A 26,469-nucleotide genomic window follows, 5' to 3' on the forward strand; every position below is an offset into this window, starting at 1 on the left:
TTATAGAAAATATAATAAGTTTAGGGGAGTTATTTTTTTAAGGGGGTTACACCATGAAAGTACTTGTTTCTTTCTTTAACCGCATTATGCAGCGGTATCTGCCTGATCCATTTTTATTTGTTATTATCTTAACCTTCACCGTTTTTGGATTGGGTTTAATTTTCACTGATAATGGTCCATATCAGATGGTTCAGCATTGGGGCAATGGCTTTTGGGGCCTGCTAGTCTTCTCCATGCAAATGGTGCTTGTCCTTGTAACCGGACATGTGCTGGCCAGCAGCCAAATTTTTAAGAAGGGGCTGGGAGCTCTTGCCTCAACAGCCAAGTCACCCGGGCAGGCAATCATGATTGTGACGGTTGTTTCCATGATTGCCAGCTTAATTAACTGGGGCTTTGGGCTTGTCATTGGTGCTTTGTTTGCCAAAGAGCTTGCTAAAAAGGTGAAAAATGTTGATTACCGGCTGTTAATTGCAAGCGCTTACTCAGGATTTATCGTATGGCATGGCGGAATATCCGGTTCCATTCCGCTGACAATTGCTACTCCGGGCCATTTTTCAGAAGGAATAATCGGTGTGATACCGACGGATCAAACTATTTTTGCTGGGTTCAATCTCATTATTGTTCTGGCTATCTTCTTGATTTTACCTTTTGTTAATCGCTTTATGATGCCTTCAAAAAAAGAGACAGTCGTTGTGGATCCTGCTCTTCTTCAGGATAACGTCCAGGCTGCTACTCTTGAAAGAGCAGCCATGACACCTGCAGAGCGGTTGGAAAACAGCCGCATTGTTTCCCTGCTGATTGGAATCTTCGGTCTTGTTTTCCTGTTTTACTATTTTGCCGCGAATGGCTTTAAGCTAAATCTTGATATCGTTAACTTTTTATTCCTTTTCCTCGGTATCCTTTTCCATGGAACGCCAAGACACTTCCTGGAAGCTGTCGTGAATGCCGTTAAAGGAGCTAGCGGCATTATTGTTCAATTTCCTTTTTATGCAGGAATTATGGGTATGATGACAGCCTCGGGATTAGCAGCTGTTATGTCTGAAGGGTTTGTCTCCATTTCGAATGAATTCACCTTCCACTTCTTTGCCTTCCTAAGTGCAGGGCTTGTGAACTTCTTTGTTCCTTCAGGAGGGGGACAGTGGGCAGTACAGGCACCGGTTATGCTTGAAGCTGCCAAGGCATTGGACGTTTCCATTCCTAAAACTGCAATGGCTGTTGCCTGGGGAGACGCCTGGACGAACCTAATCCAGCCGTTCTGGGCACTGCCAGCACTAGCGATTGCCGGTTTAAAAGCAAAAGACATCATGGGATACTGTGTGCTTACTCTGCTTGTGAGCGGAGCCGTTATCTCCCTTGGTTTGCTATTTTTCTAGAGGTGCATGAGGATGGCGCAATGCCATCCTTTTTAATGGATCAGTTAATTGATATTTTTATTTTTTCCTTGGTATACAGTCCTTTTTGATTCGGAAATCCCGTTGATGAAATCAGAGGCAGACCGGAAACATGAAAAAAAGAGCATGACAGCCATTGATGGCCATCATGCTTCTTTATTATGAGTTCATATAATCATTCTGAAGTTAGATAACTGTCTAGTGCAAGCTGCCTGCCGCCTCGAGGTCAAAAGCTTGTCTTGTTGCGGTTCCTAGGGACGAAAGACGTCGCCACAGGACGTGGCGCTTTTAATCTGCGTTCCTTTTGTGAGCAAGGCGCTTCCGCTTTCCTATGACATTCCATTATGATGATCATTCTTCATGTTATGCATATAGGACTCAATGTAAGCCCTCTCTGACTCAGACACATGCTTCTCATTTTCCCCAGGATCAAAATCGTCCAATCCATGCTTCTTATGCCACCAGTCTACAAACATTCCTGCTCCCAGCAATACTGCGCAAAAGCCAAGAAGATAAAGAATCAATTTGACCACCTCTATATATTATATTACTTTTCAGAAAATAACGACAAATTGAGCGAGCCTATTTTTCACGGAGGGTTTAATTTTGCTTTTAATAATTATTAAATATTTTAACATGATATGGGAGGCGGAAATATGCCCGTTAAAATAATCTCTTTTACGTTTAAAAGTAAGGAAAACGGTGGAATTTAAGAGAAAGGAGTTGGCTTTTTAGAGATTATGAATTAAAATAACTTTTGTCTTATAAATATAAAGAAAAGGTGAATTGTATTGATTGATGCATCCAGAAAGAAATACACATCTTCTGAAATCTTAAAATTTGTTATACCATCACTAATCGGAATCGGCTTCTTTATGGTTCCGCTGAAATATAACGGTGAAATTACCATTCCCATCGCCATTTTCTCAGGCTGGGTACAGGAGTGGCTTTCTGCTTATCTTCCTGAAATCATGACGATTATCATTGTGTTGACTCTTCTCGGTACGATTATTGCTAAGTTTTTCAAACCCCCTTTCATCGAAAAGAGTCCTTTCTTGAGAAACCTATTCGATGTTCCTGCTATTTGGTTTGCGTCGAGAATACTGGGAAGCATTTTTGCAGTCATAACTCTTTTCCAAATTGGGCCTGAACCAGTCTGGTCTGAAACTACAGGCGGATTGCTGCTGAATGATTTGCTGCCGATCCTGTTCTCTGTTTTTTTATTTGCTGGTCTGTTTTTGCCGTTGTTATTGAACTTTGGCCTGCTTGAGTTTTTCGGTTCTTTGTTAACAAAGATTATGCGCCCTGTTTTCAGACTTCCAGGACGGTCCTCCATTGACTGTGTCGCTTCCTGGCTCGGTGATGGAACGATTGGTGTCCTTTTAACAAGCAAGCAATACGAGGAAGGCTATTACACAAAAAGAGAAGCAGCCATCATCGGAACAACTTTCTCAGTCGTTTCCATTACCTTCAGCCTGGTTGTCATTTCTCAGGTTAATCTTGGCCATTTATTTGTGCCATTTTACTTAACAATAACTGCAGCAGGCTTTGTTGCTGCGATTATCAGCCCAAGAATCCCGCCGTTATCCAGGAAGCCTGATACGTATTATAATGGCCGGGATGGAGGCTTGGATGAAACGATTCCAAAAGGCCATACCCCGCTCAGCTGGGGAATTTTCCAAGCTGTTGAAAAAGCAAAAGGCAATCAAAGTGTGAAGACTTTCTTTGAGCAAGGCGCCAAAAATATTCTAGATATGTGGATGGGCGTTGCACCCATTGTTATGGCACTTGGTACACTCGCACTGATTCTTGCAGAATATACACCAGTATTCAAATATCTGGGCATGCCTTTTATTCCGCTGCTTGAGTTCATGCAGGTTCCTGAAGCAGCGGTTGCTTCTGAAACAATGATTGTCGGCTTTGCAGACATGTTCCTGCCGTCTGTTATTGGAGCAGGAATTGAGAGCGAGATGACCCGCTTTGTCGTAGCCGCTGTATCCGTTACGCAGCTGATTTACATGTCTGAAGTGGGCGGGCTGCTGCTCGGCTCTAAAATACCTGTATCATTAGGGGATCTGATTCTTATCTTTTTGCAAAGAACGCTTATTACCCTGCCAGTGATTGTATTGGCAGCACATATTATTTTTTAATGGAATGGATATCAACTTTTCATTACGTCAATGCTGATAAGCTGATATGACGCGAAGTGACCGATATATTGAACATCTGACCGATAAACATGTGTTACTGACCGATATATTAAAAATATGGAAAATACCATACTGCAGCATCTACTAAATCGTTGCAATTTTGATAAAAACAGCGCTGTCCCCATGTAAAAGAGGTATCCTGAAGCGGGATACCTCTTTTATTAGCTCTTTATTTTAAAAACATTGGAAAGAACGAATTCTTCTTAAGTCAGTTCCATAATAAGTCCAGCGCCAATTTCTCCAGCGCCAGCCTGCTACAGATGTCCTGCCGACAAAGGTCGGGTAGAACCAGAAGCTGTTTCCGTTTTCCAGCCATACAAACGTGTAGCGGAACAAACAGCCCCGGATGGCACCAGGATCAACCGCAAATGCTGTGGCTTGCTGCATTTGCGGAGTAAAGCTTGGAGGAGGACTTGATGGCGGTCCACCTTGCTGCTGTCCTCCGCCGCCTGGCGGTCCCGGTGGCGGCCCTGGAGGTCCAAATCCCCCACCCGGCCCTCCTGGTGGCGGTCCCGGTGGTCCGAATCCGCCGCCTGGCCCTCCCGGAGGAAATCCCGGAATGCCAAATCCGCCGCCTGATCCTCCTCCTGGAAAGATCCGATCGTCATAATAATAGTCTGCCATATAAGGGTAAAACGGATAGTTTGGATAATCCATCAATTTAAATCTCCTTTCCGATTCCTTTCGGTCTAATGTATGCCCAGAGCCCTGATATGTGATGATGGGCTAGGCCTTTTCGGAAATCAACAGTAATTCAGAGCGGATTTTATCCTTGATGCGGTTGACCACTTCAAAATTCATGGCCTCAATATAAATTTTTTCAAGAGCATCTCTTTGCGCTTTTGCTTGAGCCAGGTAAGAAATTGCTTCACTCATTTTATTTTTATAACGGGTACTGATATCTTTTATCTGTTCGGCATAAATTTCGTCTGTGCCTGAATTGATGGTGATATCATACATATCAACAATTTCATCGCCGTCTCTGTCTGGAAAGTATTCATGGGGCGCCGTGCTATCAAAAATGGCCAGTCCAAGTTCCCGTACAATAATCATATCGAGGCTATGCGGGTCAAAGCCGCAATGATAAATTTCAATATCAAACCCGCGTTTTTCAGCCTCTGCAGCCAGCTTTTTCAGCATGGTTGATTTGCCGGAACCCGGACGCCCTTTGATAAAGTAGCGCTTTTGGATATCTTCTGTTAGGTTTGGCACGAAGTCCACCGCACCTGTTGGAGTAGCTGCCCCTAAATAGCGATGCTTTACAGAAGGTGTTTTATTTAATTGCATATTTCCATAAAAAGTTTGAATCAGCTTCTTGGTTAATTCATCTGCTTTTTGGAAATTCATATTTTCGATGTAGATGTTTTCCCACTCATCATGGATTTTCAGCGCAATAGCGAAGGTTTCGTAAGCGGTTGTGAATGAGCTGCTAATCTGGTTTGCCAATGTAGTAATTTCTTCTTTTTTCCCTGCCAATTTTCTCGAATCCCAAGCTTCTCCTAGATTGATATATTCATCAACCGCACCCGGGGCCTTCGGTTCAATCACGTGGGGTGCCGTGCCATCGACTATGCCTGCTTTTAATGCCGGAATGATGACTCCGTCAATTGAATTGTTATCAGAAGAGCAGTGAATGTATTCAAGATCATAGCCTTTTTCGGATAGTTCCGCTCCAATTGCTTTCATCAGAGAAGATTTCCCCGTCCCCGGCCCGCCTTTTAAAATAAATAGGCGATCAAGCCCTTGCAGATTGGAATCAAATAAACTGTGGAAGCCGCGGGCTGTATTTCCGCCGGCAAAGTAATTTAATGTCTTCCCAGCCACTCTTACACTTCCTTTCGAAATGCATTTTCATCTTAACGTATGCAAAGGAGGGGCGATGGGTGAGTGCCCATGAAAAAAAGTGATGCGAGAGCCGAGTTTGTAAGTAGATGATATGTTGGGCGAAGCTGCAGATAAAGTTCAACTATCATGAGAAAGGGTGCTCAATCATAGCGATTCAGCACCCTTACAGTCTTTTCTTATTCATATTTCACTAAATCCTCCAGTTTTGCCCCAATAACTTGCTGCAAACCGCCAACTTTCAGTTCTATTTGCATGCCAATCTTCCCGCCGCTAACAATGATCTTCTCGAGTTCCGAAGCCTGGGCATCCACAAAGGAAGGATACTGCTTTTTCATTCCAACTGGAGAACAGCCGCCGCGTATATAGCCGGTAAGCTTCTGTATATCTTTAACCGGAATCATCTCTACCTTTTTTTCGCCAGCAGCTCTTGCAGCCTTTTTCAAATCAAGTTCACCTTCAACCGGAATGATAAACACAAATAGCTGCTTGCTGTGCCCCTGCGCAACAAGTGTTTTATAGACCTCATTAGGATCTTTTCCAATCTTCCCAGCAACTGAAACGCCATCAATCTTTCCATCCTGGCTCTCATAGGTGATCAATTCATAGTCTACCTTCTGTGCATCTAAAAGGCGCATCGCATTCGTTTTCCCTTTTGCCATAGCCAAAGCCCCCATTACCTATTTTCCCCATTTTAGCACTTCCCGCCATTTTCAAAAAGCATCGGGTGGAATAGAAGTGGTATAGGTGCCTGTTACCTTAATAAATTAAAAACAGGATTCTCATAGGAGGCTCCTGTTATCATATTACTATTTTATACGATATACGCGCGCTTCATATGGCATAAGAGTGAATGAATCAACATCTGCATGCTGTTCAACAGCGTAATTATTCAATAAAAGCTTGTCATATGATAGCTTGAATTCTGATTTGAAGTCAGCGTCCCTGGATGACAAGTTTGCAATGACCACGACCTGATCATCATCTGACATGCGGGTGTAGGCGTAAATCTGCTTATCTTCTTCAAGCATTAAATCATATTGCCCGTATGTGAAGACTTCGTTTTCTTTTTTTAGACGAATCATTTTCTTGTAGAAAGAAAGAATGGAGCTTTCATCCTGTGACTGAATTTCAACATTAATGTCCGTGTAATTTGGATTTACTTTCATCCACGGATGTGCAGTTGTAAAGCCAGCGTTTTCTTTTGTTGACCACTGCATTGGCGTTCGGCTGTTGTCACGGGAAGAAGCCCAAATGATTTCCATGATTTTCTTATGGGACATGCCTTCCTCATTTTTGATGCGGTACAGGTTTTTAACTGCCACATCATCATAATCTTCAATGGAAGGAAAATGAACATTTGTCATGCCAATTTCCTGGCCCTGATAAATAAATGGAGTTCCCTGCATCAGAAAATACATTGCACCCATTGAAGTTGCACTTTGGTGCCAATAATCCTCATCATTTCCCCATGTTGAAACAACACGCGGCTTATCATGATTCTCGATGAACAATGCATTCCATCCATCAGCTTCAAGCCCTTTTTGCCAGCGGGTCAAAACCTTTTTCAGCTCAACGATATCCAGCTCCGGGTTTGTTTCTGCATCCCATAAACCAAGGTGTTCAAATTGGAAAATCATATCCATTTTCCCTTTTTCCTCGCCAACCCAGAGATCGGCTTCATCCACTGTAACACCGTTAGCTTCACCGACTGTCATTACATCATAGTTTGCATATGTGCGTTCTTTAAATTCTTTTAAGAATTCATGAATGCCCTCCTGGTTCATATGCATGTCGAAGGAAGAAACATACTTTTTCTTCTTCGGATTTGGCATATCAGGGAAGCCTGGTCGCTTTTTGATATGGCTGATGGCATCAATTCTGAAACCATCGATTCCCTTGTCAAGCCACCAGTTAACCGTCTCATAAAGAGTATCGCGTACCTCTTTTTTCTCCCAGTTCAAATCAGGCTGTCTCCTTGAGAATACATGAAGGAAATATTGATCCGTTTTCTTATGATATTCCCATGCGGATCCGCCAAAAATACTTTCCCAGTTGTTTGGCTCCTTGCCATTCTTTCCGTCTCTCCAAATATACCAATCCCTTTTCGGGTGTTGTTTGGATGAACGGGATTCTATGAACCACGGATGCTCGTCACTTGTATGGTTTAATACCAGATCCAGTATCAGCTTCATATCACGCTTGTGGACCTCATCAAGCAGCTGGCTGAAATCCTCCATTGTACCGAAGTCTTCCATGATATCCTGATAATCTGAGATATCGTAGCCATTATCATCGTTAGGTGATTTGTACATCGGGCAAATCCAAATAACATCTATACCTAAACCTTTAATATAATCAAGTCTTTGAATAATTCCTTGTAGATCGCCAATTCCATCGCCATTTGAATCCTGGAAACTGCGCGGGTAAATTTGATATCCAACAGCTTCCTTCCACCAAATCTTTATCATCATAACACCTTCAATTTATTTAAAATTTCTATCAGCGCGCAAACGTTTGCATTCAACAGTATAAAAAAAGCTGCTTGCTTTGGGCATTTGCATACTTTTACAGTAAGTGTAGCGCTTACAATTGGTTTTTTCAATACCCTTTCCGAAACAAAATCAGGTTGAATTCCGGGGGAATTGTGCCTTTAAACAAAAAAAGCCGCTGCCGCTTCTGCACAGCGGCTTCCTCATTAGTTCTTAGGCTAGCTCCAATTGAAGCTGGTCCCAATAGGGCTTTAATGAGTGGTAAATAATCTTTTGCATAAAGTCATGATCCATTTGCGGAAGAAGCTTTTCAGCAAATGACCAAGCATTTTCTTCAATTCTGAGTGCAATTTGATACCGTTCTTGCTCTGTCTTACAGAGGTCAAGTTTTTCGGCCAAATCTACGAGTTCTCTGTCTTCAGCATGACCTAATTCATGGGCAAACACCACTGTAAAATAGTCCAAAAATCGTTCAGTCGAAGAAAATAATTGATAACATTGGTTTTTAATCTCTTCCATGTATAGTGTGATGGAATGCGATCCCATGCTGTACTTGCCGCCAGCTAAACGATTTCCCGGAAAATGACCTTCCAGTATAATATCCACAAGACTCCCTGATCTTTTTATCAGCTCCTGAACAACTAGATCCAACTTCTCTTTTTCCAACGGGTAACACCTTTCTCTATTTTGAGTATTCAAATACTTGAACAGCCCCCTAGTAGTTTATAGGCTATTATATGAGAAAAGTGATAAAAAATAAACCAAGTTAATTACCCAATGAATAAGAAAATAAAACCTTTTTGACTAGTTTTTTTCTTGCAAAAGCGACTTATGAATCCATATGGCTGCCTGTGAGCCTTCTCCCATTGCAATTGTCACTTGTTCAGAGTGGGCAGCAACATCGCCTGCTGCCCAAACGTTTTTTACATTGGTCATTTTTGTACGGGCATCCGTCACCACATGTTTATTTTCAAGACGTTCGACTCCCAGCTGTTTGGCTAGATCCGATTTTACCTCGTTGCCTCCAAAGGCAATAAAGCCTCTATCTCCAGTAATTTCTTTTCCACTTTCCAGCCTCACACCGTTAAATGCATCACCATCAGCAAGTACCTTTTGAATGGCTTCTTCGATATATTCAATATCCTTATTTTTCATTTCCTCCATTAATTTCTCATCTAATGGTGCCTTTTCATGGCTAATGAAAACTAGATCATTCGTCCAATAGGATAAAGTTAAGGCCATATTGGCACCAGCGTTTCCTGAGCCCAGCACAATCGTGCGTTTGTCCTTAATTTCATATCCGTCACAATCCGGGCAAACATAAACGGATATGCCCAGGCATGGCATTAATTCAGGGAAAGGAGGGAGGCGGTCCATTACCCCTGTCGCAAGCAATATTCGCTTGCCTTTGTACTTATTGCCTGTATCAGCTGTGACCTCAAATCCCACACTTGTTTTTTGAGCCTGCTTAACTTTCTCCACAGCAAACTTTACCCCAAGGCTCTCCGCATGCTTCTTCCCAATTTCCCGCAGTTCCTGACCGCTCACTCCATCAGGATAGCCTAAAATATTATGATAGCTTCTGCAAATGGCGGAACGGCCATCATTTGCATCAAGCACCAAAACTTTATGTTTATATCGGCCCAGCTGAATAGCAGCCTGCAGGCCAGCAATTCCGCCGCCAACAATCAAGCAGTCATATGCCAACTTGCATTCCTCCTTTTTGTGCCAAAAATAGCTTTACATGTAATCTACCCGAAAAAATTTGATCTAAATACAAAAAAGGAGAGTTTCAGCTGCTTCCGAAAAACTCTCCCTTTTCCTTTACTTATTCATCTTTGAAAGAAATCCGCCAAGAAGTGTATCCAAATCTTCTTCACTTTCCTTTTTAGGCTCATCTTCCGTCTGTTCCTGCTGTTCTTTTTTTGCCTTTTCCCAATCAAAATCAAGCAAATCATCATCTATATCCGCAAGACCTGTTTCTGAAAAAGATTCCGAATCAGAATCCGATTCTTCCAGGGCTGCAGCTGCAGAATCATACGGATCAAGAGCTGGGATGGGCTCCTCCTGCAAATACAATGCCTCATCTATATCTGAGGACCTGCTATTCAATGAAGCAAGCAAAGAGGTTGACCGGACAGGGTCCGTGATCAGCTGATAAAGGATGCTTCCCAGCAATGCCTCTGAATGCTCGTGTTTCAGCCAGTCCCTCTGAACTTTGCTCAACCCTTTGGGCAGGGGAATGGTGATGGTTTCCCGACCCTTTGATTGGGAACTGCTGACTCCCTGCATCACAAACTCTGCAATCTTGCTTGAAAAATTCCGTTTTTCGGTTTCCTTCAGCTTTTGCAGATGTTTCAATATATGGTCAGGTGTATCAGACGGCACCCGAAAGGAAATCGATTGCCCTCTCTTTATTTCAGAAGAGGAAGCTTTTTTCATGAAGTATCACCCTAGTTGGCTTTAACAGGTTTCTTTTCCTGGTCTGCCTTTTCTTTATTCGTTCTTCTTGAAAAATCAGAGATCAGCTTATAATAAGCGTTTGCCATCATCCAGATGCTTTCTTTTTCATCCTCGAAGAAGTCAATATTATAGCCATCCAGATTATTATTTAATGTCTTCAAATAATCTTTTAAAACGATTGAACCGCCACCGACAAAATAGCAGATTTCCGTTTGTGAATTCTTTTGCCACACATTGCGGAGCAGGCGATACTGCTTCTTTGCAAGGTCAAGAAGGATACGGTCCGTAATATCATGAACACTTGTCCGGCTTCCTTTAACCATGATGTGGTTGCGGTCATTCTTTTTCGTAATGATTTCAACTACATCTCTGCGGCTGTCCAATTCAACGCCATGCTTTGATCGGATTTCTTCGCGGATTGATTCAAGCGCTTCTGAAACCCCAAGGTTAAATCCTTGAGCTTTATCATCATCCACATTTCGATTTTTAATGACTGCAATATCAGTTGATAAACCGCCAATATCCTGGATTAAAATCCGTTTGTCAATTAGATCTTTATTAATGATGTTTAAGTTGTTATCCATAACCAGATTAATGTATGCAGCAAACCCTTCAGGATACACCTTTACTTCATCAAATTTGATATTGACCTTTATCCCTTGATATTTAGGTGTGACAAGGAACTCAACCTGATGGACGGATCCAAGTAATTTTGAGCGGTATCCAGCATCTTTTCCTTCCTTTACTTCACGAAGGGGCAGGCCTGTCCCAAGGGTATAGTTTGCATCAATTACATTCCCGGACTTTTTAAATCCAGTGAAACCTTCCTTTTGAACTGTATCCAACGCCAAAGCAGAGAAAAGCATAACCAATGTCTGATCTTCTTCTGATTTGCTGCTGCCTGGATCAAGTTCAGTAGCATTGTTGCTTTTTGTAGCTAAATGGCCAACACGATAAATCGAATTATTTTCCTTCAGGGCAGGGGAGTGGACTCTAATATGTATACCTTCAAGCGGATTCTTGCTATCAAGATCTTCAATCCCGATAACCGGTCTATCCTCCACCTCTCTTGCAATAACGTTTGGTATGTTTAACTCTGAATCTAATTTTCCAAAGATTGCTTTAATAGAATCGTTACCTACATCAACTGCTGCAATTCTTGAATTAGTCAAAATACTTCAATCCCTTCATTCTCTTAATAGAGGTGTTTAGTTAAGAGTAATCCAGATTAAGAGTTTTATCAATGAAAGGAGAAAAAAAGTAATCAAAGCGTAAAGACGTAAACAAAATGTAAACTTAATCCTCTCTTGTTTACATTTTCCGTATACAAGTATGCAAATCTGCACACATCCTTATACACCAATTTGTACACAGATTTGTTTACAGGTATACATTTCTGTCCACAAATGTAAACAAAAATGTACACAAGTATTCAATATTGTTTACAGAGGTTATTCTGTAAAAACCAATCAATTATTCCTATCCCAAATATGGGTTCACATTCTTTTATTAGTGTGAAATAAATAAGAAAGTTGGATTTTACAAAAAACAGACAATCTTAAAAAACATTTAAGTCTGCCTAGTATTTATATTCAGCCTGTTTGATATAAATGGGAAATGCTTATTAGTCTATTTATCCGTACTCCCTTGCAAGCCGTTCATTTCTTTCTAAATCCCAAATGCTTCAGAATAAGCTCGAAAGGGATAAATTTGAACAAAAACAAGATAATAAGCAGTGACGCACACGGCGACGGCAACACCAGCCATAAGGATCCTGTTCTTGCAGGGAGATAAGAATTCTTCAAAAGCCGCCGGTTTGGCGGTTTTTTATTTGGGCATAATAGGTTTGTTCTTAAGAATTGCTAAAACATAATTATTCTGAAAAAATAAATTTCTTACTAAATAGCTAAATATAAACATTAATCACTATGTACAGTCAATAATAATCAGTGTTACATAAAAATTTTTTTTGACAATTAGGAACTATGAAAGATATTATGGAATAGCTAAAAGGAGGATAAGACATGTCAGATTTTAACAGACAGAAAATTGTTGAAAGCGTGCCTCAAAAAGGCTTTTTTGGACATCCAAAAGGATTGTTCACACTTTTCTTCACTGAATTTTGGGAACGTTTCTCATATTACGGAATGAGAGCAATTCTTGTATTTTATATGTATTATGAGGTTTCCAAAGGCGGACTAGGCCTCGATGAAACGACTGCACTTGCTATCATGTCCATCTATGGATCATTGGTTTATATGTCCGGCATAATTGGCGGCTGGCTCGCTGATAGGATATTCGGGACTTCAAAGGCAGTCTTTTACGGCGGAGTATTAATCATGCTTGGCCATATTGCGCTTGCAATTCCCGGAAGTCTCTCCATGTTCTTCGTTTCCATGGTGCTCATCGTACTTGGTACAGGCCTACTAAAGCCGAATGTATCAAGTGTTGTCGGTGAAATTTACAGTCCTGAAGATACACGCCGTGATGCAGGGTTCAGCATTTTCTATATGGGTATTAACCTTGGCGGATTCCTTGCACCATTAATTGTCGGAACAGTTGGAATGAAATATAATTTCCATCTTGGTTTCGGTATTGCTGCAGTAGGTATGTTCTTTGGTTTATTAGTATTTATTTTTACAAAGAAGAAGAACCTGGGACTGGCAGGAACATATGTTGCCAACCCTCTAACAGGGGATGAAAAGAAAAAAGTCTTTACACGTTTCCTAATAGGTGCTGTTGTGATTGCGATCCTGGTTGCAGTAGGTATCCCAACTGGCCTATTAACAGTTGGTTCATTTATTGCACTCGTGGGTATTTTAGGTATTGCCCTTCCAATTGCTTACTTTACGGTTATGTATCGGAGCCCGAAAACAACGGATGTGGAACGTTCACGTATTATTGCATACATTCCGCTATTTATCGCATCTGTTATGTTCTGGGCGATTCAGGAACAAGGATCAACCATTTTGGCGAACTATGCAGATAAACGGACACAGCTGGACTTCATGGGACTAAATATTTCTCCTGCATGGTTCCAGTCTCTTAACCCGTTATTTATCATTTTCTTAGCCCCAGTGTTTGCATGGATGTGGGTGAAACTTGGCGAACGCCAGCCTTCCGTTCCTCAAAAGTTCTCATTGGGACTCTTATTTGCAGGTTTATCCTTTATCGTTATCCTTGTGCCAGCTTATTTGGGCGGAACGGATTCGCTTGTAAACCCATTATGGCTCGTGCTTAGCTATTTCATTGTCGTACTAGGTGAGCTAATGCTGTCACCGGTAGGACTATCAGCTACAACCAAATTAGCGCCTGCCGCCTTCTCAGCACAAACGATGAGCCTTTGGTTCTTATCAAACGCTGCGGCTCAGGCAATCAATGCGCAGATTGTTAAATTCTATTCACCAGAAACTGAAATGACTTATTTCGGAGTGATCGGTGCGGCTGCAATCGTACTTTCTATCATCTTATTCCTATTGAGTCCAAAGATACAGGTGTATATGAAGGGTGTACGTTAATAGACAAGCAAAAGCCAGAAGACTATGCTCTCTTCTGGCTTTTTTGCGCACGCACTCCCTGTCCTGTTCCCGGCTTAAAACCTGTTTGGCCGGTATTTGCTTAAATAAATCATGACCGAAATGTCCGGATCGTTAGGTATTTTTCCATCTCCTCAAGCAAAATTATCCCGACTTGACTATTACGAGATTCTCTCCTTTCTCACCAGCCTTTGCTTATGCCCCTTTGTTTAAACGTATCTCCGCCTTTGATGGTTCCGTTTTGAAATCCTTTGTAAAACCATGATTTCCGTTGTTCGGATGTTCCATGTGTAAAGCTTTCAGGCACCACATACCCCTGTGCTCTTTTTTGGAGTGTATCGTCACCAACAGCGGTTGCAGCGTTAAGGGCTTCTTCCAGGTCGCCTTCCTCCAAATAACCCATTCCCTCTGCATGATGCGCCCATACGCCAGAGTAGTAGTCAGCCTGCAATTCAAAACGCACGAGGTATTTGTTAAATTTTTCTTCACTCATCCCTTGCCGAAGCGGCATGATTTCCTCTGTTGTTCCCAAGAGAGTCTGCACATGGTGCCCTACCTCATGGGCAATGACATAAGCCATGGCAAAATCACCCGGAGCCTGAAATTTCCTGTGCAGCTCTTCATAGAAGCTTAAATCAATATAAAGTTTTTGATCTCCAGGACAATAAAATGGGCCAACTGCAGAAGTCGCTGCCCCGCAGGCGGACTCCACGCTCCCCGTATATAAAACAAGGGCGGGCTCTTCATAGGCTAAACCCTTTTTTTCGAAAATTTCCGTCCATACTTCCTCTGTGTCCGCCAGTATAACAGAGACGAAGTCAGCCAGTTCTTTTTCCTGCTCCGTCTCTTCGTAAGGAACGGACGTGCCGGATTCCGTTCCGGCCATATTGCCTAATAGCTCACCCGGATCGCCTCCGAGGAAGGTAAATATCAATAAAATGATGATCCCGCCAAGGCCTCCGCCGACAAGGGTTTTCCCCCCTCCGCCCATGCCTCTTCGGTCTTCTACATTAGAACTCGCTCTTCTTCCTTTCCACTTCATGACTCTGCCTCCTACCGGAACACCTTTAATAATTCATTTCATTAGTGTATACCCAAAATGAAGCGATTTATTAACTTGACAGAGTTCTATTTTACCTATATTCCCATAAGAATAGCGCAGGGCATCTGGAGCTAGACTGCTCTCTAAGTTCAAAGGGATAAATTCTGATATTATAAAAAAGATGCCTGCTGCGTACAGACACCCTTTATCCTTATATTTTTTTGATTGCTCCGGCCGGATCATAAAGGTTCAGATCAATTTCCACTTTTTGCCCGAGAGCAAGCTTAGCTAGCTGTGCGCCCAAAAACGGTCCTGCGGTCAGCCCTGAGGCCCCAAGCCCATTTGATAAGTAAAGTCCCTTCACCCCTGGAACTTGGCCTATAACGGGCAGGAAACCGGGTGTATAGGGACGGAATCCCACTCTTGCTTCAGCGAATATTCCCTCAGCCAAGCCCGGGGCAATGGCTAACGCTTTATCAAAGATTTCATGCAGGCCTCCTGCCGTTACCCTCAAATCGTATCCCATTTCATCTTCATGGGTAGCACCAGCCACAATGCGTCCGCCTTCAAACGCTAAAATATATTGATTATTGGGAGGCATGACAACCGGCCAATTACCCGTGTCCTCACCTTCAAACTGAAGATGAACAATTTGCGCTTTTTGCGGTTTTACATCCAAATGGATTCCGAGCGGTTCAAAAAGCTCTCCTGCCCATGCTCCTGCCGCTGCAATGACACTTTCCGCTTCATATTGCTTCCCGCCGGCTTTAACAGCAGTAACCTCTTCTCCTTGGCACACAAGTTCCGCAGAGCCACGCACCAATTCAGCACTGTGTTTTTCGGCTGCCCGCAGCAGGGCGTCCCTTAGTTCCCGACCGTTGACGCGTGCCGCACCGCTTACATGTACAGAAGCAAATTCCTTTGCTAAAGGCGGAAACAGCTCAAATGTCTGTTCCGGAGACAATTGTATAACTTCCCCCATTTCAGGTGCATCATCACGCCTTTTAATCGCTCGTTCTTCCATTTTTTCAAGCTTCACAGGATCTGTATGGAGGCTGACAGCTCCTACCTGCTGATACCCTGTCTCGGTCTCGCCGTCTTTTTTGAGCTCCTGAATGAGTGTTTGGTAATAGGCCGCTCCCCCTTTTGCCAGTGCGTACCAGGCCTTGTTCCGGCGCTGTGTCAGCCAGGGGCAGATAATCCCGGCTGCAGCGTCAGTAGCCTGCCCCTGATCTTGGCGGTCTATGACCGTGACAAGCGCACCCGCCTTTGCCAAATGATAGGCTGCAGAAGCCCCTAGGATTCCTGCACCGATTACAATATGTCTTTTCATAATGACTCCTTTTCGTTATCTTGTTTGCAATTATTTTACAGGAGTTGGGGGTATGGTTCAAAAAAGATAAATTTGCCTTATGAGGTTGGAGGTGCTGATATTCCTGCGGTATGGATGCTTGAAAGCTGATAGGACGCGGAGTGACCGATAAAATGAAAATCTGACCGATATCGATAGCAAAGTGACCGATATATTCAATTTTTGACCGATAAATAGGACAAAGTGACAGATATATTCAAATTCTGACTGATATCCTGGCAAAGAGACTGATCGATTCAATTTCTATCTGCTATCTTTGATCCAAGACCGATCGATTCAAGTTCCCGCAGAATTTCTCACAATCTAAGGGAAACAAAACTGCATGACAGGAACGAACCCATCATGCAGTTTTATTAGAATGGTTTATTCGGCTCATATGTCGGCTGCTGGTTTTGTGCCTGATACTGCTGGCTTTTGGCTGCCGCATCTTGAACGTTTTCTTCAAGAGCAAACTCTGTATCCATTGCTTTATTAAATTGCTCCGCCTGGTTTTGGGCAGCTACTACCTGCTGTTCTTCTGTTACTTTATTCGGCTGCTTTGGCATCTGTATCTCTCCTTTGTTTTTTAGAGGCTCTTTTCGTATAGATTGTTGTTTTTGGACTATAAAGCTTGCCCGTTGATTTCCGCTCCAGTCACTTGCTTTCCGCGGGGAGGAACGGAAGCCTCTTCGGCGTTTCACGCCTGTGGGTTCTCCCGCAACCTCTCTTCCCGCAGGACATTGAATAAGCTTCCTCGAATGAACACCGCACGAAGGAAATGCGGCATTTTCGAGGATCAAGTGCCTTCCGCTCCAATCAACTCAGTTAGTAAAATTAGTTTGTAAGCAACACCCTTTGCGAAAACAGCCTTTTTAGAAGTATAAATATAGATTTTCCAAAGACTCAGGCACTATTCACCTTTTTACAGATTCACCTTAGTTCCGGAAAAATGGTGACTACTTTCACAGCCGTTTTTCCGATCGGCTCCATCGCACTCGGCATATAAAGAGCAGATGCCTTTTCCCAGGAAAGTCCAGCACGGTTCTGTGCGAATTATGAATTTCCCCCTCCAGATAATGAACCAGCGCATTCTCCGTATCCTTAATGGCTGATTCCATCGTATAAATATGGATTTAATTTCTTTTTCAGATAATAAAAGCATGAAATCTGCCTTTCTTCAGTTTAAGCTTTTTGATCGGTCCCAAGGCCTGTATGGATTGAATCATCCCCTGCCAGATCCTAAGCCAGGTCCTGATTGCTTCGGTTACGGACAGATGCAATCGCAATTAAAGAAATGGCTGCGGCAAGCATGATATAAAGCGCCACAGGAACATAGGAATTGTCGCAGGCATTCAGCAAAGCCGTTGCATGTGAGAGAAGCGGTTCCTCCTGCCAATCATAGTTTATATTATTTTGATATTTCAATATATTTTAACAATTCGTTTATTAAATAGAACTTATTTCCCTGTCCCCTTCCTGAGGTGAAAGTATGGGAATGTTTTTGATATAATCATAATACTTAGATGGAATTTGACCTTAACTGGAGTGAACACGTTGAATACAAAAAAAGCACTGCCTCTTTTATTCGCAGTTATGTTTCTTGTCATGGTAGGGTTTGGAATCATTATTCCAGTCATACCCTTTTATGCGGAAGAGTTGGGGGCTTCACCAACAGAACTGGGCCTGTTAATGGCCGTTTATTCGTTAATGCAGCTGCTGTTTGCACCTATGTGGGGACGAATTTCCGATAAAATCGGACGCAAGCCGGTCATTATGATCGGGATTTTTGGCCTTGGCCTTTCTTTTTTCATGATGGCGTTATCTACTGAGCTTTGGATGCTGTTTGCCGCAAGAATCATCGGAGGCTTCCTATCCTCCGCCAATATGCCGACTGTTATGGCCTACGTAGCAGATATCACTTCTGAAGAGGACCGGGGAAAAGGAATGGGCATTATTGGTGCTGCTGTAGGTTTAGGATTTATTTTCGGCCCGGCAATCGGCGGCATCTTTTCCCGGGAAAGTTTGAATGTCCCTTTTTACGCGGCAGGAGCATCTTCGTTTATCACGTTTTTTCTTGTTATGCTTGTGCTGAAAGAATCCCTTTCACCAGAGCAGCGCAGTCAGGGAACGGCTAAGCGGCCAGGACTTTTAACAGCTTTAAGCGGGAACACTGGAATTTTGTTTATTCTTCAGCTGTTTGTTTCGCTGTCACTGGCAGGCCTTGAAGCAACTTTTGCTTATTTTGCAGCTGCCAAGGCTGGCCTTGGCACAGTGGAGCTTGGCTATATCTTTATGATAATGGGATTTGGAGGCGCCCTTGTGCAGGGCGGTCTGGTAGGACGAATGACGAAAAAGTACGGAGAAGGAGCTGTCATTCAGCTGGGGATCATCATCTCCGCCATTGGCTTTGGGCTTATTCTCCTGGTTGACAGTTTTACAACAGCAGCGATTTTCTTAACAGTTTTCGGCATAGGAAACGGGTTTATCCGTCCAAGCGTTTCTTCCCTGCTGACAAAGACATCTCAGACTGGACACGGCAGCACGACCGGCCTGCTGTCATCCTTTGATTCCCTGGGACGCATTATCGGGCCCCCGCTTGGCGGTTGGCTTTTTACCATGAGCATCGGTGCCCCGTACATCTCGGGAATCCTGCTTTCCGGAATGGCATTCGTGTTGTATCGTGTATATTCATCCAAGGTAAACAGAACCCAATCAATTACATCTTAAATAAGAAAAGGAGGCTGCTCATGCCTCCTTTTTCATTTTTGCAATATAGCCTGAATCACATGCCCCGTACCAGTATGGCCTTTTCCTTCGACTCTCTCCTGTTCGCCATAAAAGAAATGAAGGACTTTATAGCCCTGAATCCATTGAAGAATATCTGCAGGATGATAGACCATATCCACGCTTTTCGGCCCGCCTGTTCCGTAGCGGAGCTGATCCTCTGAATAGACCTCAAGCATGACAATTCCACCCGGCTTGACAACGGAAACCAGCTTATCAAATACGGTTTTTTGGTCTTTTTTCAGAAAATGGCCGAAAACCATTATGGAAGCGTCATATTCACCGGATGGCACAGAATCATGAATCAGATCCTTCTGCCCTGTTTCCACACTGACCTGATGGCGCTCAGCCAGCTGCTGTGTTTTGTTTAAGCCGCTTTGCGTATAATCCCATGCTGTTACATCATGCCCTTGTCCAGCAAGGAATACAGCATTTCGGCCCTCCCCCTCGGCAAAGGCAACAACTTTTTTGTGCCCTTCAAGCCGCCATGCCTGCTCTCTGATGAATTCATTGGGCTCTTCACCATATAAATAGCCTTCTTGAGAAAACTTTTCTTCCCATAGATTAGCCAATCTAACCACTCCTTCCTGATAAGGTATTCTAGGCGAGTTTATGGAAATCCTATTGGATAATGGAAAAAATGCCAGCAAGAGGAGGATAAAAATGATAGAGCTGACAGCAATGGAAGAGGTGCATCAATTTATTCAAAGCACTGAGCTCGGCCTTATATATGTGCTGCATGACAGCTGAAGCGTCTGTCATGGCCTGCTTCCTCAGGTTGAGGAAGTCTTGAAAGATTATCCCCGTATAGAAGCACGGCTAGTAAATGCCGGCATGGTAACCGAAATAGCCGGGTTTCTGATGGTTTTCACAGTACCTGTGATTGCCTTATATCTCGATGGAAAAGAAGTTCTGAGGGAGGCCCGCTTTATACCGGTTGAAAAGCTTCGTGAAGATTTGAAAAGGATCTATGAAGGGGTTTTTGATGAAGACAAAAAGGATTGACGATTCTTTTCCGCCAGTCTCTTTTGACTTATTAGCTGCCCCATTCCCTGGGGCATTAATTTTACAATTCTAAGCCTGTTATAAATTATTTAAAGTTATCTTGAATGAGAGACTCTCCTTTTCTGCTTACAAAAACCTATACAAGGCCCGGATCAGGCTCTTCCTCCGGCTTTACTTTTTTTGTTTTTTTCCTTGCCGCGCTTTTTGCAGGAACTTCTTTTCTAAAATCCTGTAGAATAGCAATGGACATAGCAATCAGTACGAAGGTCAGCGGGAATGCACTGACGATTATAGCTGTCTGCATGGCATTAAGTCCGCCCGATAGCATTAACACGATCGCCGAGGCGGTTAAAAATAGCCCCCAGATAACTTTTACAATATTAGGCGGATTCAAGTCACCATTTGTTGTTTGCATACCCAGAACAAAAGTTGCTGAATCAGCTGAGGTTACAAAGAAACTTGTAATGAGCAATAGTGTTACGATTACTAAAACACCTGAAAATGCCAATCGGTCATACACAAAGAATAATGCTGTCTCAAGGCTTTGGCCGGCAATATTTACCCCTTCAAAATATTCATAGTAAATAGCTGTCCCGCCAAATACACTAAACCAAAAGGCACACACCAGTGCTGGTATGACGAGTACAGCGATCATGAATTCCCGGACGGTTCTCCCTTTGGATACACGGGCAATAAAGGTTCCGACAAATGGGGCCCAGGCAATCCACCAGGCCCAATAAAAAATGGTCCTGTATCCATGTTGCCTGTTCTTCATTAAAAGGGGCAAGTCTTAACCCCATACTAGGCAGGTTTTGTATATAACTGCCCAATGTCGTTGTAAATAGATCGAGAACAAAGCCTGTTGGCGCTAACATCAGGAAAGCAAATAGAAGAATGACTGCAAGAACTAAATTGGCATTGCTTAAATATTTGATGCCTCTTTGAAGGCCCGTACTAGCTGATAGGATAAACAAGACTGTCACGATGGCAATAATAATAAGCTGGACAGTAAAGTTATTGGGCACCCCTGCCACATAATGAAGTCCCCCGTTGATCTGGGCCGCTCCCAATCCAAGAGAGGCTGCGACTCCAAAAATGGTTGCAAAGACCGCCACACTATCCACGATGATGCCAATTACCCCTTTCGCTCTGCTGCCGATAAGAGGAGTTAATGTAATACTCTTTAATCCAGGCTGCTTCTTTCGGAATTTATAATAAGCTAGGACAAGGGCTATGACAAAGTAAATCGCCCAGGCATGAAACCCCCAATGCAAATAGGTGTATCGTAAAGCCACTCTTGCAGCCTCGGGAGTTCCTCCTTCAACAATCGGCGGACTCATAAAGTGGGAAATGGGTTCAGATACCCCAAAAAATAACAATCCTATTCCCATTCCAGCACTGAAGAGCATCGCAAACCATGTACTGCGATTAAAATCCGGCTTATCTTCATCTGCCCCCAATTTAATTTTTCCATATTTGCTGAAAATTAAAAAGATAGAAAATATAAGAAAAAAAGTAGCTGAAAGCTGATAAAACCAGCCAAATGAATCGAGGAAGTACACCTTCGTTTTATCCATAACATTACCTAATTGAACGGGTGCAACCATTCCCCAGATGACGAAGATGCTTGCAATGACCAAAGAGATCCAGAATACACTTGTTACCTTTTTCAAAGCGCGGACAACTCCCTTATAGAAAAATAGGATAATGTTATGTTTCCCGAATACTGAAAAAGCATGAATGAAAGGGGACCATCATACACAAACTCAAAAAAAATGTTTGAGCAATTCATTACACGCAAGAAAGGTGGAGTCGACTGTCAAGGGACAACAATCATAAAGACAAGCCTTGTTAGAAGGCGGTTTTTCCTTCTGAAGGGCTTGTCAAGTCTTTCGTCCCTAGGACGCAACAAGACATGCTTGTGACCTCGTGGGGAGAGGAGAGGCTGCTTGCGCTAAGACGGTCATCTAAGTTCAAAGGGGTATAAATTCAAAAGGAGAGCCTGGGAGGCACTCCTTTTTCTTAACGGTTCTGTTCATTTCCTTACTCATCATCAATCTCGCCGTCACCCATTTCATCCTCTTCCTCGACATCCTCCACTTGTTCCCCTTCTTCAGGCTTTTCATCATTTCCACAGCCCGTTAATGTGAAGAAAGAAAGGGATAAGAAAAACATCAATAAGAACTTTTTCATTTCTAAACCTCCTTTTCCTTAGCTTTGCAAAAAGGCAAACGATATATGTACAGTTCTCGACAGGTGCAGCCGCTTTTCTTCCAGGCAAAAATCATTTCTTCCATCACCTTTCTGTAAATCGATCCTCCATTATGGTAAAATTATCGGCCAAAAGCAAAGGCAGGAATGGCTACAGGGAGCGCACGCAAAAGTTGCAGTGCCTTAACACCTGTAATAACAAAAAGAAAAGCGCAAGGCGCCTTGCCCACAAAGGAGAATTTAATAATTTCCAAAAAAAATAAAAAAAGAACCTTAACCCACATTCGGATCAAAGGTTCTATATTTCTAAGAATTAGCTATAGGCAAGTTCTTGCTGGTTTTCTTTTTCGCTGAGTCCGAGGACCTGTGCAGTTGAAGTATGAATTTCATGGAACAGCTCTGGGTGTTCAGATAGTGACACACCGTACGACGGAATCATTTCCTTAATTTTAAAATGCCACTCTTCCATATGCTGCGGGAAGCATTTCTTCAATACTTCAAGCATAACATTAACGGCAGTAGATGCTCCCGGCGAAGCACCGAGTAATGCAGCAACCGAGCCATCAGAGGCACTGACCACTTCTGTGCCGAATTGAAGGGTTCCTTTTCCTGCATCCGTATCTTTGATTACCTGTACACGCTGGCCTGCCACAACGACACTCCAGTCTTCACTCTGGGCATTTGGAATAAACTCGCGTAATTCTTCTACGCGCTGTTCATGGGATAGCATGACCTGCTGGATCAGGTATTTTGTCAACGCCATCTCTTTTACGCCTGCAGCCAGCATGGTGATGACATTATTGGGTTTAATGGAACTGATCAGATCCATATTGGAACCCGTTTTTAAGAACTTAGGCGAGAAGCCGGCAAACGGTCCAAACAGCAATGATTTCTTATTATCAATATATCTAGTATCAAGATGCGGCACGGACATCGGAGGAGCACCAACTTTTGCTTTTCCGTACACTTTTGCATGATGCTTCTCGACAATTTCCTGATTGTTGCAAGTCAGGAATAGCCCGCTTACCGGGAATCCGCCTATATGTTTTGATTCTGGGATGCCAGTCTTTTGCAGTAAATGCAGGCTTCCGCCACCGCCGCCGATAAAGACGAACTTTGCCTGATGGTTTTCGGTTCTGCCGCTGGCAATATCACGTACTTTTACATTCCATGATCCATCATCAGCACGCTTTAAATCCTCAACGCTATGCTGGTAGTGAACGTTAACATTTTTAGTCTTTAAGTGATCAAACATCATGCGTGTTAACGCACCAAAGTTGACATCCGTTCCAGAGTCGATTTTTGTGGCTGCAATCGGTTCATCCGATGCACGGCCTTCCATCATCAGCGGAATCCATTCCTTCAGCTTTTCAGGATCATCTGAAAACTCCATTCCCTGAAACAGCGGATTAGCTGACAGCGCTTCCAGCCGCTTTTTCAAAAACGTTACATTCTTTTCCCCTTGTACAAAACTCATATGAGGGATTGGCATAATAAAGTCATGCGGATTACGAATCAGCTTGTTTTCTACAAGATAAGCCCAAAATTGTCTCGAAAGCTGGAATTGTTCATTCACATTTATTGCTTTGCCAATATCTATTGATCCATCTGATTTTTCGGATGTATAGTTAAGCTCGCACAATGCAGCATGGCCCGTCCCTGCATTATTCCATTCGTTAGAGCTTTCTTCTCCTGCGCTTGCGAGCTTCTCAAACACTTTGATTTCCCATTCAGGTGCTAACTCTTTCAGTAAAGACCCCAAAGTTGCGCTCATGATTCCGGCACCAATTAAGATAACGTCTGTTTTGTTCTGTACGCTGCTCATTTTAAACCTTCCTTATCTCAGATATTTGCCAAAAACTGCAGGCATTCTGCTCAGATGTCACCACTAGAAAGGCATCACCCAAGGACAAACCTTTTCCGTCTCACAAACAACATATTCTATTCCATAATAATAATTTATAGGGTAAGTTATCTAGTTTTATCTGATAATTATATACTATTTTAGACGAATTTAAAAGTGGCACGTAATTTTATAATTGCAAGCCTGTTAGACAATTTCTGGTTAAATTCCATTTTTTTCTATCTTTTTCATTTAAAAAGTCAGCCATACATTGAAAAGAAATAGTAGAAAAATAGCCGCAGCTTGCTGATCCAATGCAAAAAAGTGAAGATAAATTTCTCCACTTCCCCACTATAAAATCATTTATTCTTCAACACATCAGCAAGCCGGTGCAGTGCGTCATTCTGCCGAATGCTGTAATGACGCTCTTCCTTCTCCAAGTACCCCTTCTCACAAAATTGCACAAGAACATGCAGTAAGTGGCGATAGGATACACCTAAAAAATCACAGACGGTTACATGTTTCTCCTTATAAATTTCCCCATCAGCGGTTTGCAGGATAAAATCGGCCAGCCGGTTTTCAAGCGGAAAAGAAAGACTCTGGGAATACTTCTCAGCCATTTTCGTTGCTTTCATACTTAAAAACTTAGTGAGTTCTCGGAGAAAGGTCGTATCTTCAAGCAGTCTTTTACGGCAGTGATGTAAGGGAATCGCAAAACAGATTAACTTCGAAGTGGCTTGGATCCCCTTTGTATAATACACTTCATGTAAAAGTTCCATTTCCCCTATATAATCATGGGCATTAATGAAGTTGATCAAGGAAACCTTCCCATTTTGATACGTTAAGTAGATTTTGGCTTTTCCCTCAATGACATAATACAAATAATCCGGCCTCATGCCTTCGCGAATAATCCATTCATCCCGCTTATATTCGTGTACTTCCATAAATTCCTCAATCGGAAAAGAAAATAAATGCGATATGGAGTGTTCTTCCAGGCAATACTGTTTTTTTTCCTGTTTGTAAATTTCCATTTCCCACCCCGAAATAGGAGATATCTCATATTATTATACGCATCTTCCTGGTATCATGCAAATATCGGAGGGATCCTGAATGAATACACAAAGATGGATGAGCAGACAGTTTTTCAGTTTTTTTATGACTTGGGGTGTTTTTCTGCCCTATTGGACTGGGTGGATGATCCATATAAAAGGCATGACGGTGTCACAGGCGAGTTTAATCATGAGCTTAGGTTTGGCAATACGGGGACTTGCCACACTCGTTGCCTTTCCTTATTTATCAGGAAAATTCAGCAGTAGAACCCTGCTAAACGGGATGGCAATTGGCACACTGATCGCCATTTTATGCTATATCCCGGCCAATTCATTTACAAGCCTGCTAGTGGTAACGCTGCTTTTACATTTCTTTTATCCGGCGCTGATGCCCGCATTAGATAGTGCTGCCGGTATTCTTGTACAAAGTAAACAATTAAGAGATTACGGAAAAAGCCGTTCCTGGGGATCGATCGGATTCGTCGTATCTGGCATGGTTTTGACTTTCTTCACCGGGGCACTTGGGGACGAAGCCATACTCTGGGCGCTTGTGCTCGGCATGATCGTATTCCTGAGTCTCGGTTTTATGGGTATACCTGTAGTTTTATCTGCAAAACCAAAAACCGGCCAGACAAAGGGGGCCATAAAGAAGTTATTCAGCATCCATCACTTTGGCCTGGTGCTCATCATTGTGATCTTGCTGCAGGCAGCCCATGCTTCTTATTACAACTATGGATATATCTATTTACAGGAAATCCAGGCACCAAAATACTTAATCGGCGTGATCATTAATATTGCCGTGATTGCAGAAATCCTATTCTTTTTCATTGCCGACCGGACTTTCCGCAAATTTTCAATCGGCTCATTACTGGCCCTGGCTGCACTGGGCTCAACCGCACGCTGGATACTTGTATATGCCTTTCCGCATGTGATTGTATTTGCGATTGTCCAAACTATGCATGCCTTCTCATTTGCAATGGCACACTATGCCTTTATGAAATACTTAATCAAGCATGTCCCGCATGAACAGGTACCGATTACACAAGGGATATACTCTGCCCTGGCACTTAGCTGGAGCACAGCAGTCTTCACTATCTTCGGCGGGTATTTATATGAAATGGAACCAAGATATGCTTTTATCGGAATGGTGGTTTGCACAATACCAGCGGCGCTGCTTGCTTTTGTTTACCGGAGATTGGAAGGGAAGAAAAAAAGTACGCAAACCAGACAGCAGGTGATTTAATTAAAAT

At 42.8% G+C, this 26,469-nt stretch carries 23 protein-coding genes and 2 pseudogenes; 7 read left to right on the forward strand and 18 right to left on the reverse strand.

What is annotated here, in order from left to right; genetic code table 11:
• The first annotated feature begins 53 nt into the window (after nt 1-53).
• Nucleotides 54-1,373, forward strand: a complete 1,320-nt coding sequence (locus tag NCCP133_RS06585) for a short-chain fatty acid transporter (protein WP_264804137.1) — start codon at nt 54-56, stop codon at nt 1,371-1,373.
• 347 nt (nt 1,374-1,720) lie between these two features.
• On the opposite strand, the gene NCCP133_RS06590 is transcribed toward NCCP133_RS06585, so the two are convergent.
• Nucleotides 1,721-1,915, reverse strand: a complete 195-nt coding sequence (locus NCCP133_RS06590) for a hypothetical protein (RefSeq protein ID WP_264804138.1) — start codon at nt 1,913-1,915, stop codon at nt 1,721-1,723.
• A 270-nt stretch (nt 1,916-2,185) separates the two neighbouring features.
• On the opposite strand from NCCP133_RS06590, the gene NCCP133_RS06595 reads away from it, so the two are divergent.
• Nucleotides 2,186-3,541 (forward strand): YjiH family protein, encoded by a 1,356-nt coding sequence (locus tag NCCP133_RS06595; protein WP_442874244.1) that lies wholly within the window; start codon nt 2,186-2,188, stop codon nt 3,539-3,541.
• Between the two features lie 234 nt (nt 3,542-3,775).
• Here the strand turns inward: NCCP133_RS06595 and NCCP133_RS06600 are convergent, their stop codons facing one another.
• The 8 genes from NCCP133_RS06600 to NCCP133_RS06635 all read right to left on the reverse strand — a co-directional run bounded on the left by NCCP133_RS06600 (nt 3,776) and on the right by NCCP133_RS06635 (nt 11,570).
• Nucleotides 3,776-4,258, reverse strand: a complete 483-nt coding sequence (locus tag NCCP133_RS06600) for a hypothetical protein (RefSeq protein ID WP_264804139.1) — start codon at nt 4,256-4,258, stop codon at nt 3,776-3,778.
• Between the two features lie 69 nt (nt 4,259-4,327).
• Entirely contained in the window at nt 4,328-5,425 is a 1,098-nt protein-coding gene (locus NCCP133_RS06605; protein ID WP_264804140.1) for a PRK06851 family protein, read from the reverse strand.
• Between the two features lie 197 nt (nt 5,426-5,622).
• Nucleotides 5,623-6,105: a Cys-tRNA(Pro) deacylase gene (ybaK, locus tag NCCP133_RS06610; protein ID WP_264804141.1), complete on the reverse strand. Its 483-nt coding sequence runs from the start codon at nt 6,103-6,105 to the stop codon at nt 5,623-5,625.
• Nucleotides 6,106-6,252: 147 nt separating this feature from the next.
• Entirely contained in the window at nt 6,253-7,914 is a 1,662-nt protein-coding gene (locus NCCP133_RS06615; RefSeq protein WP_264804229.1) for a glycoside hydrolase family 13 protein, read from the reverse strand.
• A 234-nt stretch (nt 7,915-8,148) separates the two neighbouring features.
• The gene (locus NCCP133_RS06620; RefSeq protein ID WP_264804142.1) at nt 8,149-8,601 is read right to left on the reverse strand and encodes a hypothetical protein; all 453 of its coding nucleotides are present in this window, start codon (nt 8,599-8,601) and stop codon (nt 8,149-8,151) included.
• Between the two features lie 138 nt (nt 8,602-8,739).
• Nucleotides 8,740-9,642: an NAD(P)/FAD-dependent oxidoreductase gene (locus NCCP133_RS06625; protein ID WP_264804143.1), complete on the reverse strand. Its 903-nt coding sequence runs from the start codon at nt 9,640-9,642 to the stop codon at nt 8,740-8,742.
• A gap of 117 nt (nt 9,643-9,759) precedes the next feature.
• Entirely contained in the window at nt 9,760-10,377 is a 618-nt protein-coding gene (locus NCCP133_RS06630) for a hypothetical protein (RefSeq protein ID WP_264804144.1), read from the reverse strand.
• A gap of 11 nt (nt 10,378-10,388) precedes the next feature.
• Nucleotides 10,389-11,570: a ParM/StbA family protein gene (locus NCCP133_RS06635; RefSeq protein ID WP_264804145.1), complete on the reverse strand. Its 1,182-nt coding sequence runs from the start codon at nt 11,568-11,570 to the stop codon at nt 10,389-10,391.
• Between the two features lie 852 nt (nt 11,571-12,422).
• On the opposite strand from NCCP133_RS06635, the gene NCCP133_RS06640 reads away from it, so the two are divergent.
• Nucleotides 12,423-13,916, forward strand: coding sequence for a peptide MFS transporter (locus NCCP133_RS06640; RefSeq protein ID WP_264804146.1), 1,494 nt, complete (start codon nt 12,423-12,425; stop codon nt 13,914-13,916).
• Nucleotides 13,917-14,115: 199 nt separating this feature from the next.
• Here NCCP133_RS06640 and ypfJ read toward each other — a convergent pair whose 3' ends face one another.
• The 4 genes and pseudogenes from ypfJ to NCCP133_RS06660 form a co-directional block, all read right to left on the reverse strand.
• Nucleotides 14,116-14,976, reverse strand: coding sequence for a KPN_02809 family neutral zinc metallopeptidase (gene ypfJ, locus NCCP133_RS06645; RefSeq protein ID WP_264804147.1), 861 nt, complete (start codon nt 14,974-14,976; stop codon nt 14,116-14,118).
• 211 nt (nt 14,977-15,187) lie between these two features.
• Nucleotides 15,188-16,309 (reverse strand): NAD(P)/FAD-dependent oxidoreductase, encoded by a 1,122-nt coding sequence (locus NCCP133_RS06650; RefSeq protein ID WP_264804148.1) that lies wholly within the window; start codon nt 16,307-16,309, stop codon nt 15,188-15,190.
• Nucleotides 16,310-16,701: 392 nt separating this feature from the next.
• On the reverse strand, nt 16,702-16,893 hold the full coding sequence (locus NCCP133_RS06655; RefSeq protein WP_264804149.1) for a hypothetical protein: 192 nt from the start codon (nt 16,891-16,893) through the stop codon (nt 16,702-16,704).
• A 673-nt stretch (nt 16,894-17,566) separates the two neighbouring features.
• Nucleotides 17,567-17,723 (reverse strand): annotated as a pseudogene (locus NCCP133_RS06660) (MFS transporter); the annotation flags it as partial.
• 158 nt (nt 17,724-17,881) lie between these two features.
• On the opposite strand from NCCP133_RS06660, the gene NCCP133_RS06665 reads away from it, so the two are divergent.
• The gene (locus tag NCCP133_RS06665) at nt 17,882-19,054 is read left to right on the forward strand and encodes an MFS transporter (RefSeq protein ID WP_264804151.1); all 1,173 of its coding nucleotides are present in this window, start codon (nt 17,882-17,884) and stop codon (nt 19,052-19,054) included.
• A 32-nt stretch (nt 19,055-19,086) separates the two neighbouring features.
• Here the strand turns inward: NCCP133_RS06665 and NCCP133_RS06670 are convergent, their stop codons facing one another.
• Nucleotides 19,087-19,683, reverse strand: a complete 597-nt coding sequence (locus NCCP133_RS06670) for a class I SAM-dependent methyltransferase (protein ID WP_264804152.1) — start codon at nt 19,681-19,683, stop codon at nt 19,087-19,089.
• Between the two features lie 40 nt (nt 19,684-19,723).
• Here NCCP133_RS06670 and NCCP133_RS06675 point away from each other — a divergent pair, with 40 nt between their 5' ends.
• Nucleotides 19,724-19,861: a hypothetical protein gene (locus NCCP133_RS06675; RefSeq protein ID WP_264804153.1), complete on the forward strand. Its 138-nt coding sequence runs from the start codon at nt 19,724-19,726 to the stop codon at nt 19,859-19,861.
• Nucleotides 19,862-19,900: 39 nt separating this feature from the next.
• The gene (locus NCCP133_RS06680) at nt 19,901-20,116 is read left to right on the forward strand and encodes a thioredoxin (RefSeq protein WP_264804154.1); all 216 of its coding nucleotides are present in this window, start codon (nt 19,901-19,903) and stop codon (nt 20,114-20,116) included.
• 136 nt (nt 20,117-20,252) lie between these two features.
• Here NCCP133_RS06680 and NCCP133_RS06685 read toward each other — a convergent pair.
• The 4 genes and pseudogenes from NCCP133_RS06685 to yeiL all read right to left on the reverse strand — a co-directional run bounded on the left by NCCP133_RS06685 (nt 20,253) and on the right by yeiL (nt 25,201).
• Nucleotides 20,253-21,789: pseudogene (locus NCCP133_RS06685) on the reverse strand (BCCT family transporter).
• Nucleotides 21,790-22,159: 370 nt separating this feature from the next.
• Nucleotides 22,160-22,309 (reverse strand): YgdI/YgdR family lipoprotein, encoded by a 150-nt coding sequence (locus NCCP133_RS06690; RefSeq protein WP_264804155.1) that lies wholly within the window; start codon nt 22,307-22,309, stop codon nt 22,160-22,162.
• 331 nt (nt 22,310-22,640) lie between these two features.
• Nucleotides 22,641-24,152, reverse strand: coding sequence for a malate:quinone oxidoreductase (locus NCCP133_RS06695; RefSeq protein ID WP_264804156.1), 1,512 nt, complete (start codon nt 24,150-24,152; stop codon nt 22,641-22,643).
• 377 nt (nt 24,153-24,529) lie between these two features.
• Nucleotides 24,530-25,201, reverse strand: coding sequence for a transcriptional regulator YeiL (yeiL, locus tag NCCP133_RS06700; protein ID WP_264804157.1), 672 nt, complete (start codon nt 25,199-25,201; stop codon nt 24,530-24,532).
• A gap of 79 nt (nt 25,202-25,280) precedes the next feature.
• Between yeiL and NCCP133_RS06705 the strand changes: the two genes are divergently transcribed.
• Nucleotides 25,281-26,462 (forward strand): MFS transporter, encoded by a 1,182-nt coding sequence (locus NCCP133_RS06705; RefSeq protein WP_264804158.1) that lies wholly within the window; start codon nt 25,281-25,283, stop codon nt 26,460-26,462.
• Nucleotides 26,463-26,469: the final 7 nt, after the last annotated feature.

It is taken from the genome of Cytobacillus sp. NCCP-133, assembly GCF_026011715.1.
In the GTDB taxonomy this organism is placed as follows: Bacteria; Bacillota; Bacilli; order Bacillales; family Cytobacillaceae; genus Cytobacillus.

Excerpts from the sequence above, each read along its gene's own strand:
- yeiL (WP_264804157.1), bottom strand. The coding sequence starts at position 25,201 with ATGGAAATTTACAAACAGGAAAAAAAACAGTATTGCCTGGAAGAACAC.
- NCCP133_RS06600 (WP_264804139.1), bottom strand. The coding sequence starts at position 4,258 with ATGGATTATCCAAACTATCCGTTTTACCCTTATATGGCAGACTATTAT.
- NCCP133_RS06585 (WP_264804137.1), top strand. The coding sequence starts at position 54 with ATGAAAGTACTTGTTTCTTTCTTTAACCGCATTATGCAGCGGTATCTG.
- NCCP133_RS06615 (WP_264804229.1), bottom strand. The coding sequence starts at position 7,914 with ATGATAAAGATTTGGTGGAAGGAAGCTGTTGGATATCAAATTTACCCG.
- NCCP133_RS06655 (WP_264804149.1), bottom strand. The coding sequence starts at position 16,893 with ATGCCAAAGCAGCCGAATAAAGTAACAGAAGAACAGCAGGTAGTAGCT.
- NCCP133_RS06690 (WP_264804155.1), bottom strand. The coding sequence starts at position 22,309 with ATGAAAAAGTTCTTATTGATGTTTTTCTTATCCCTTTCTTTCTTCACA.
- NCCP133_RS06640 (WP_264804146.1), top strand. The coding sequence starts at position 12,423 with ATGTCAGATTTTAACAGACAGAAAATTGTTGAAAGCGTGCCTCAAAAA.
- NCCP133_RS06695 (WP_264804156.1), bottom strand. The coding sequence starts at position 24,152 with ATGAGCAGCGTACAGAACAAAACAGACGTTATCTTAATTGGTGCCGGA.
- NCCP133_RS06705 (WP_264804158.1), top strand. The coding sequence starts at position 25,281 with ATGAATACACAAAGATGGATGAGCAGACAGTTTTTCAGTTTTTTTATG.
- ybaK (WP_264804141.1), bottom strand. The coding sequence starts at position 6,105 with ATGGCAAAAGGGAAAACGAATGCGATGCGCCTTTTAGATGCACAGAAG.
- NCCP133_RS06675 (WP_264804153.1), top strand. The coding sequence starts at position 19,724 with ATGGAAATCCTATTGGATAATGGAAAAAATGCCAGCAAGAGGAGGATA.
- ypfJ (WP_264804147.1), bottom strand. The coding sequence starts at position 14,976 with ATGAAGTGGAAAGGAAGAAGAGCGAGTTCTAATGTAGAAGACCGAAGA.
- NCCP133_RS06630 (WP_264804144.1), bottom strand. The coding sequence starts at position 10,377 with ATGAAAAAAGCTTCCTCTTCTGAAATAAAGAGAGGGCAATCGATTTCC.
- NCCP133_RS06650 (WP_264804148.1), bottom strand. The coding sequence starts at position 16,309 with ATGAAAAGACATATTGTAATCGGTGCAGGAATCCTAGGGGCTTCTGCA.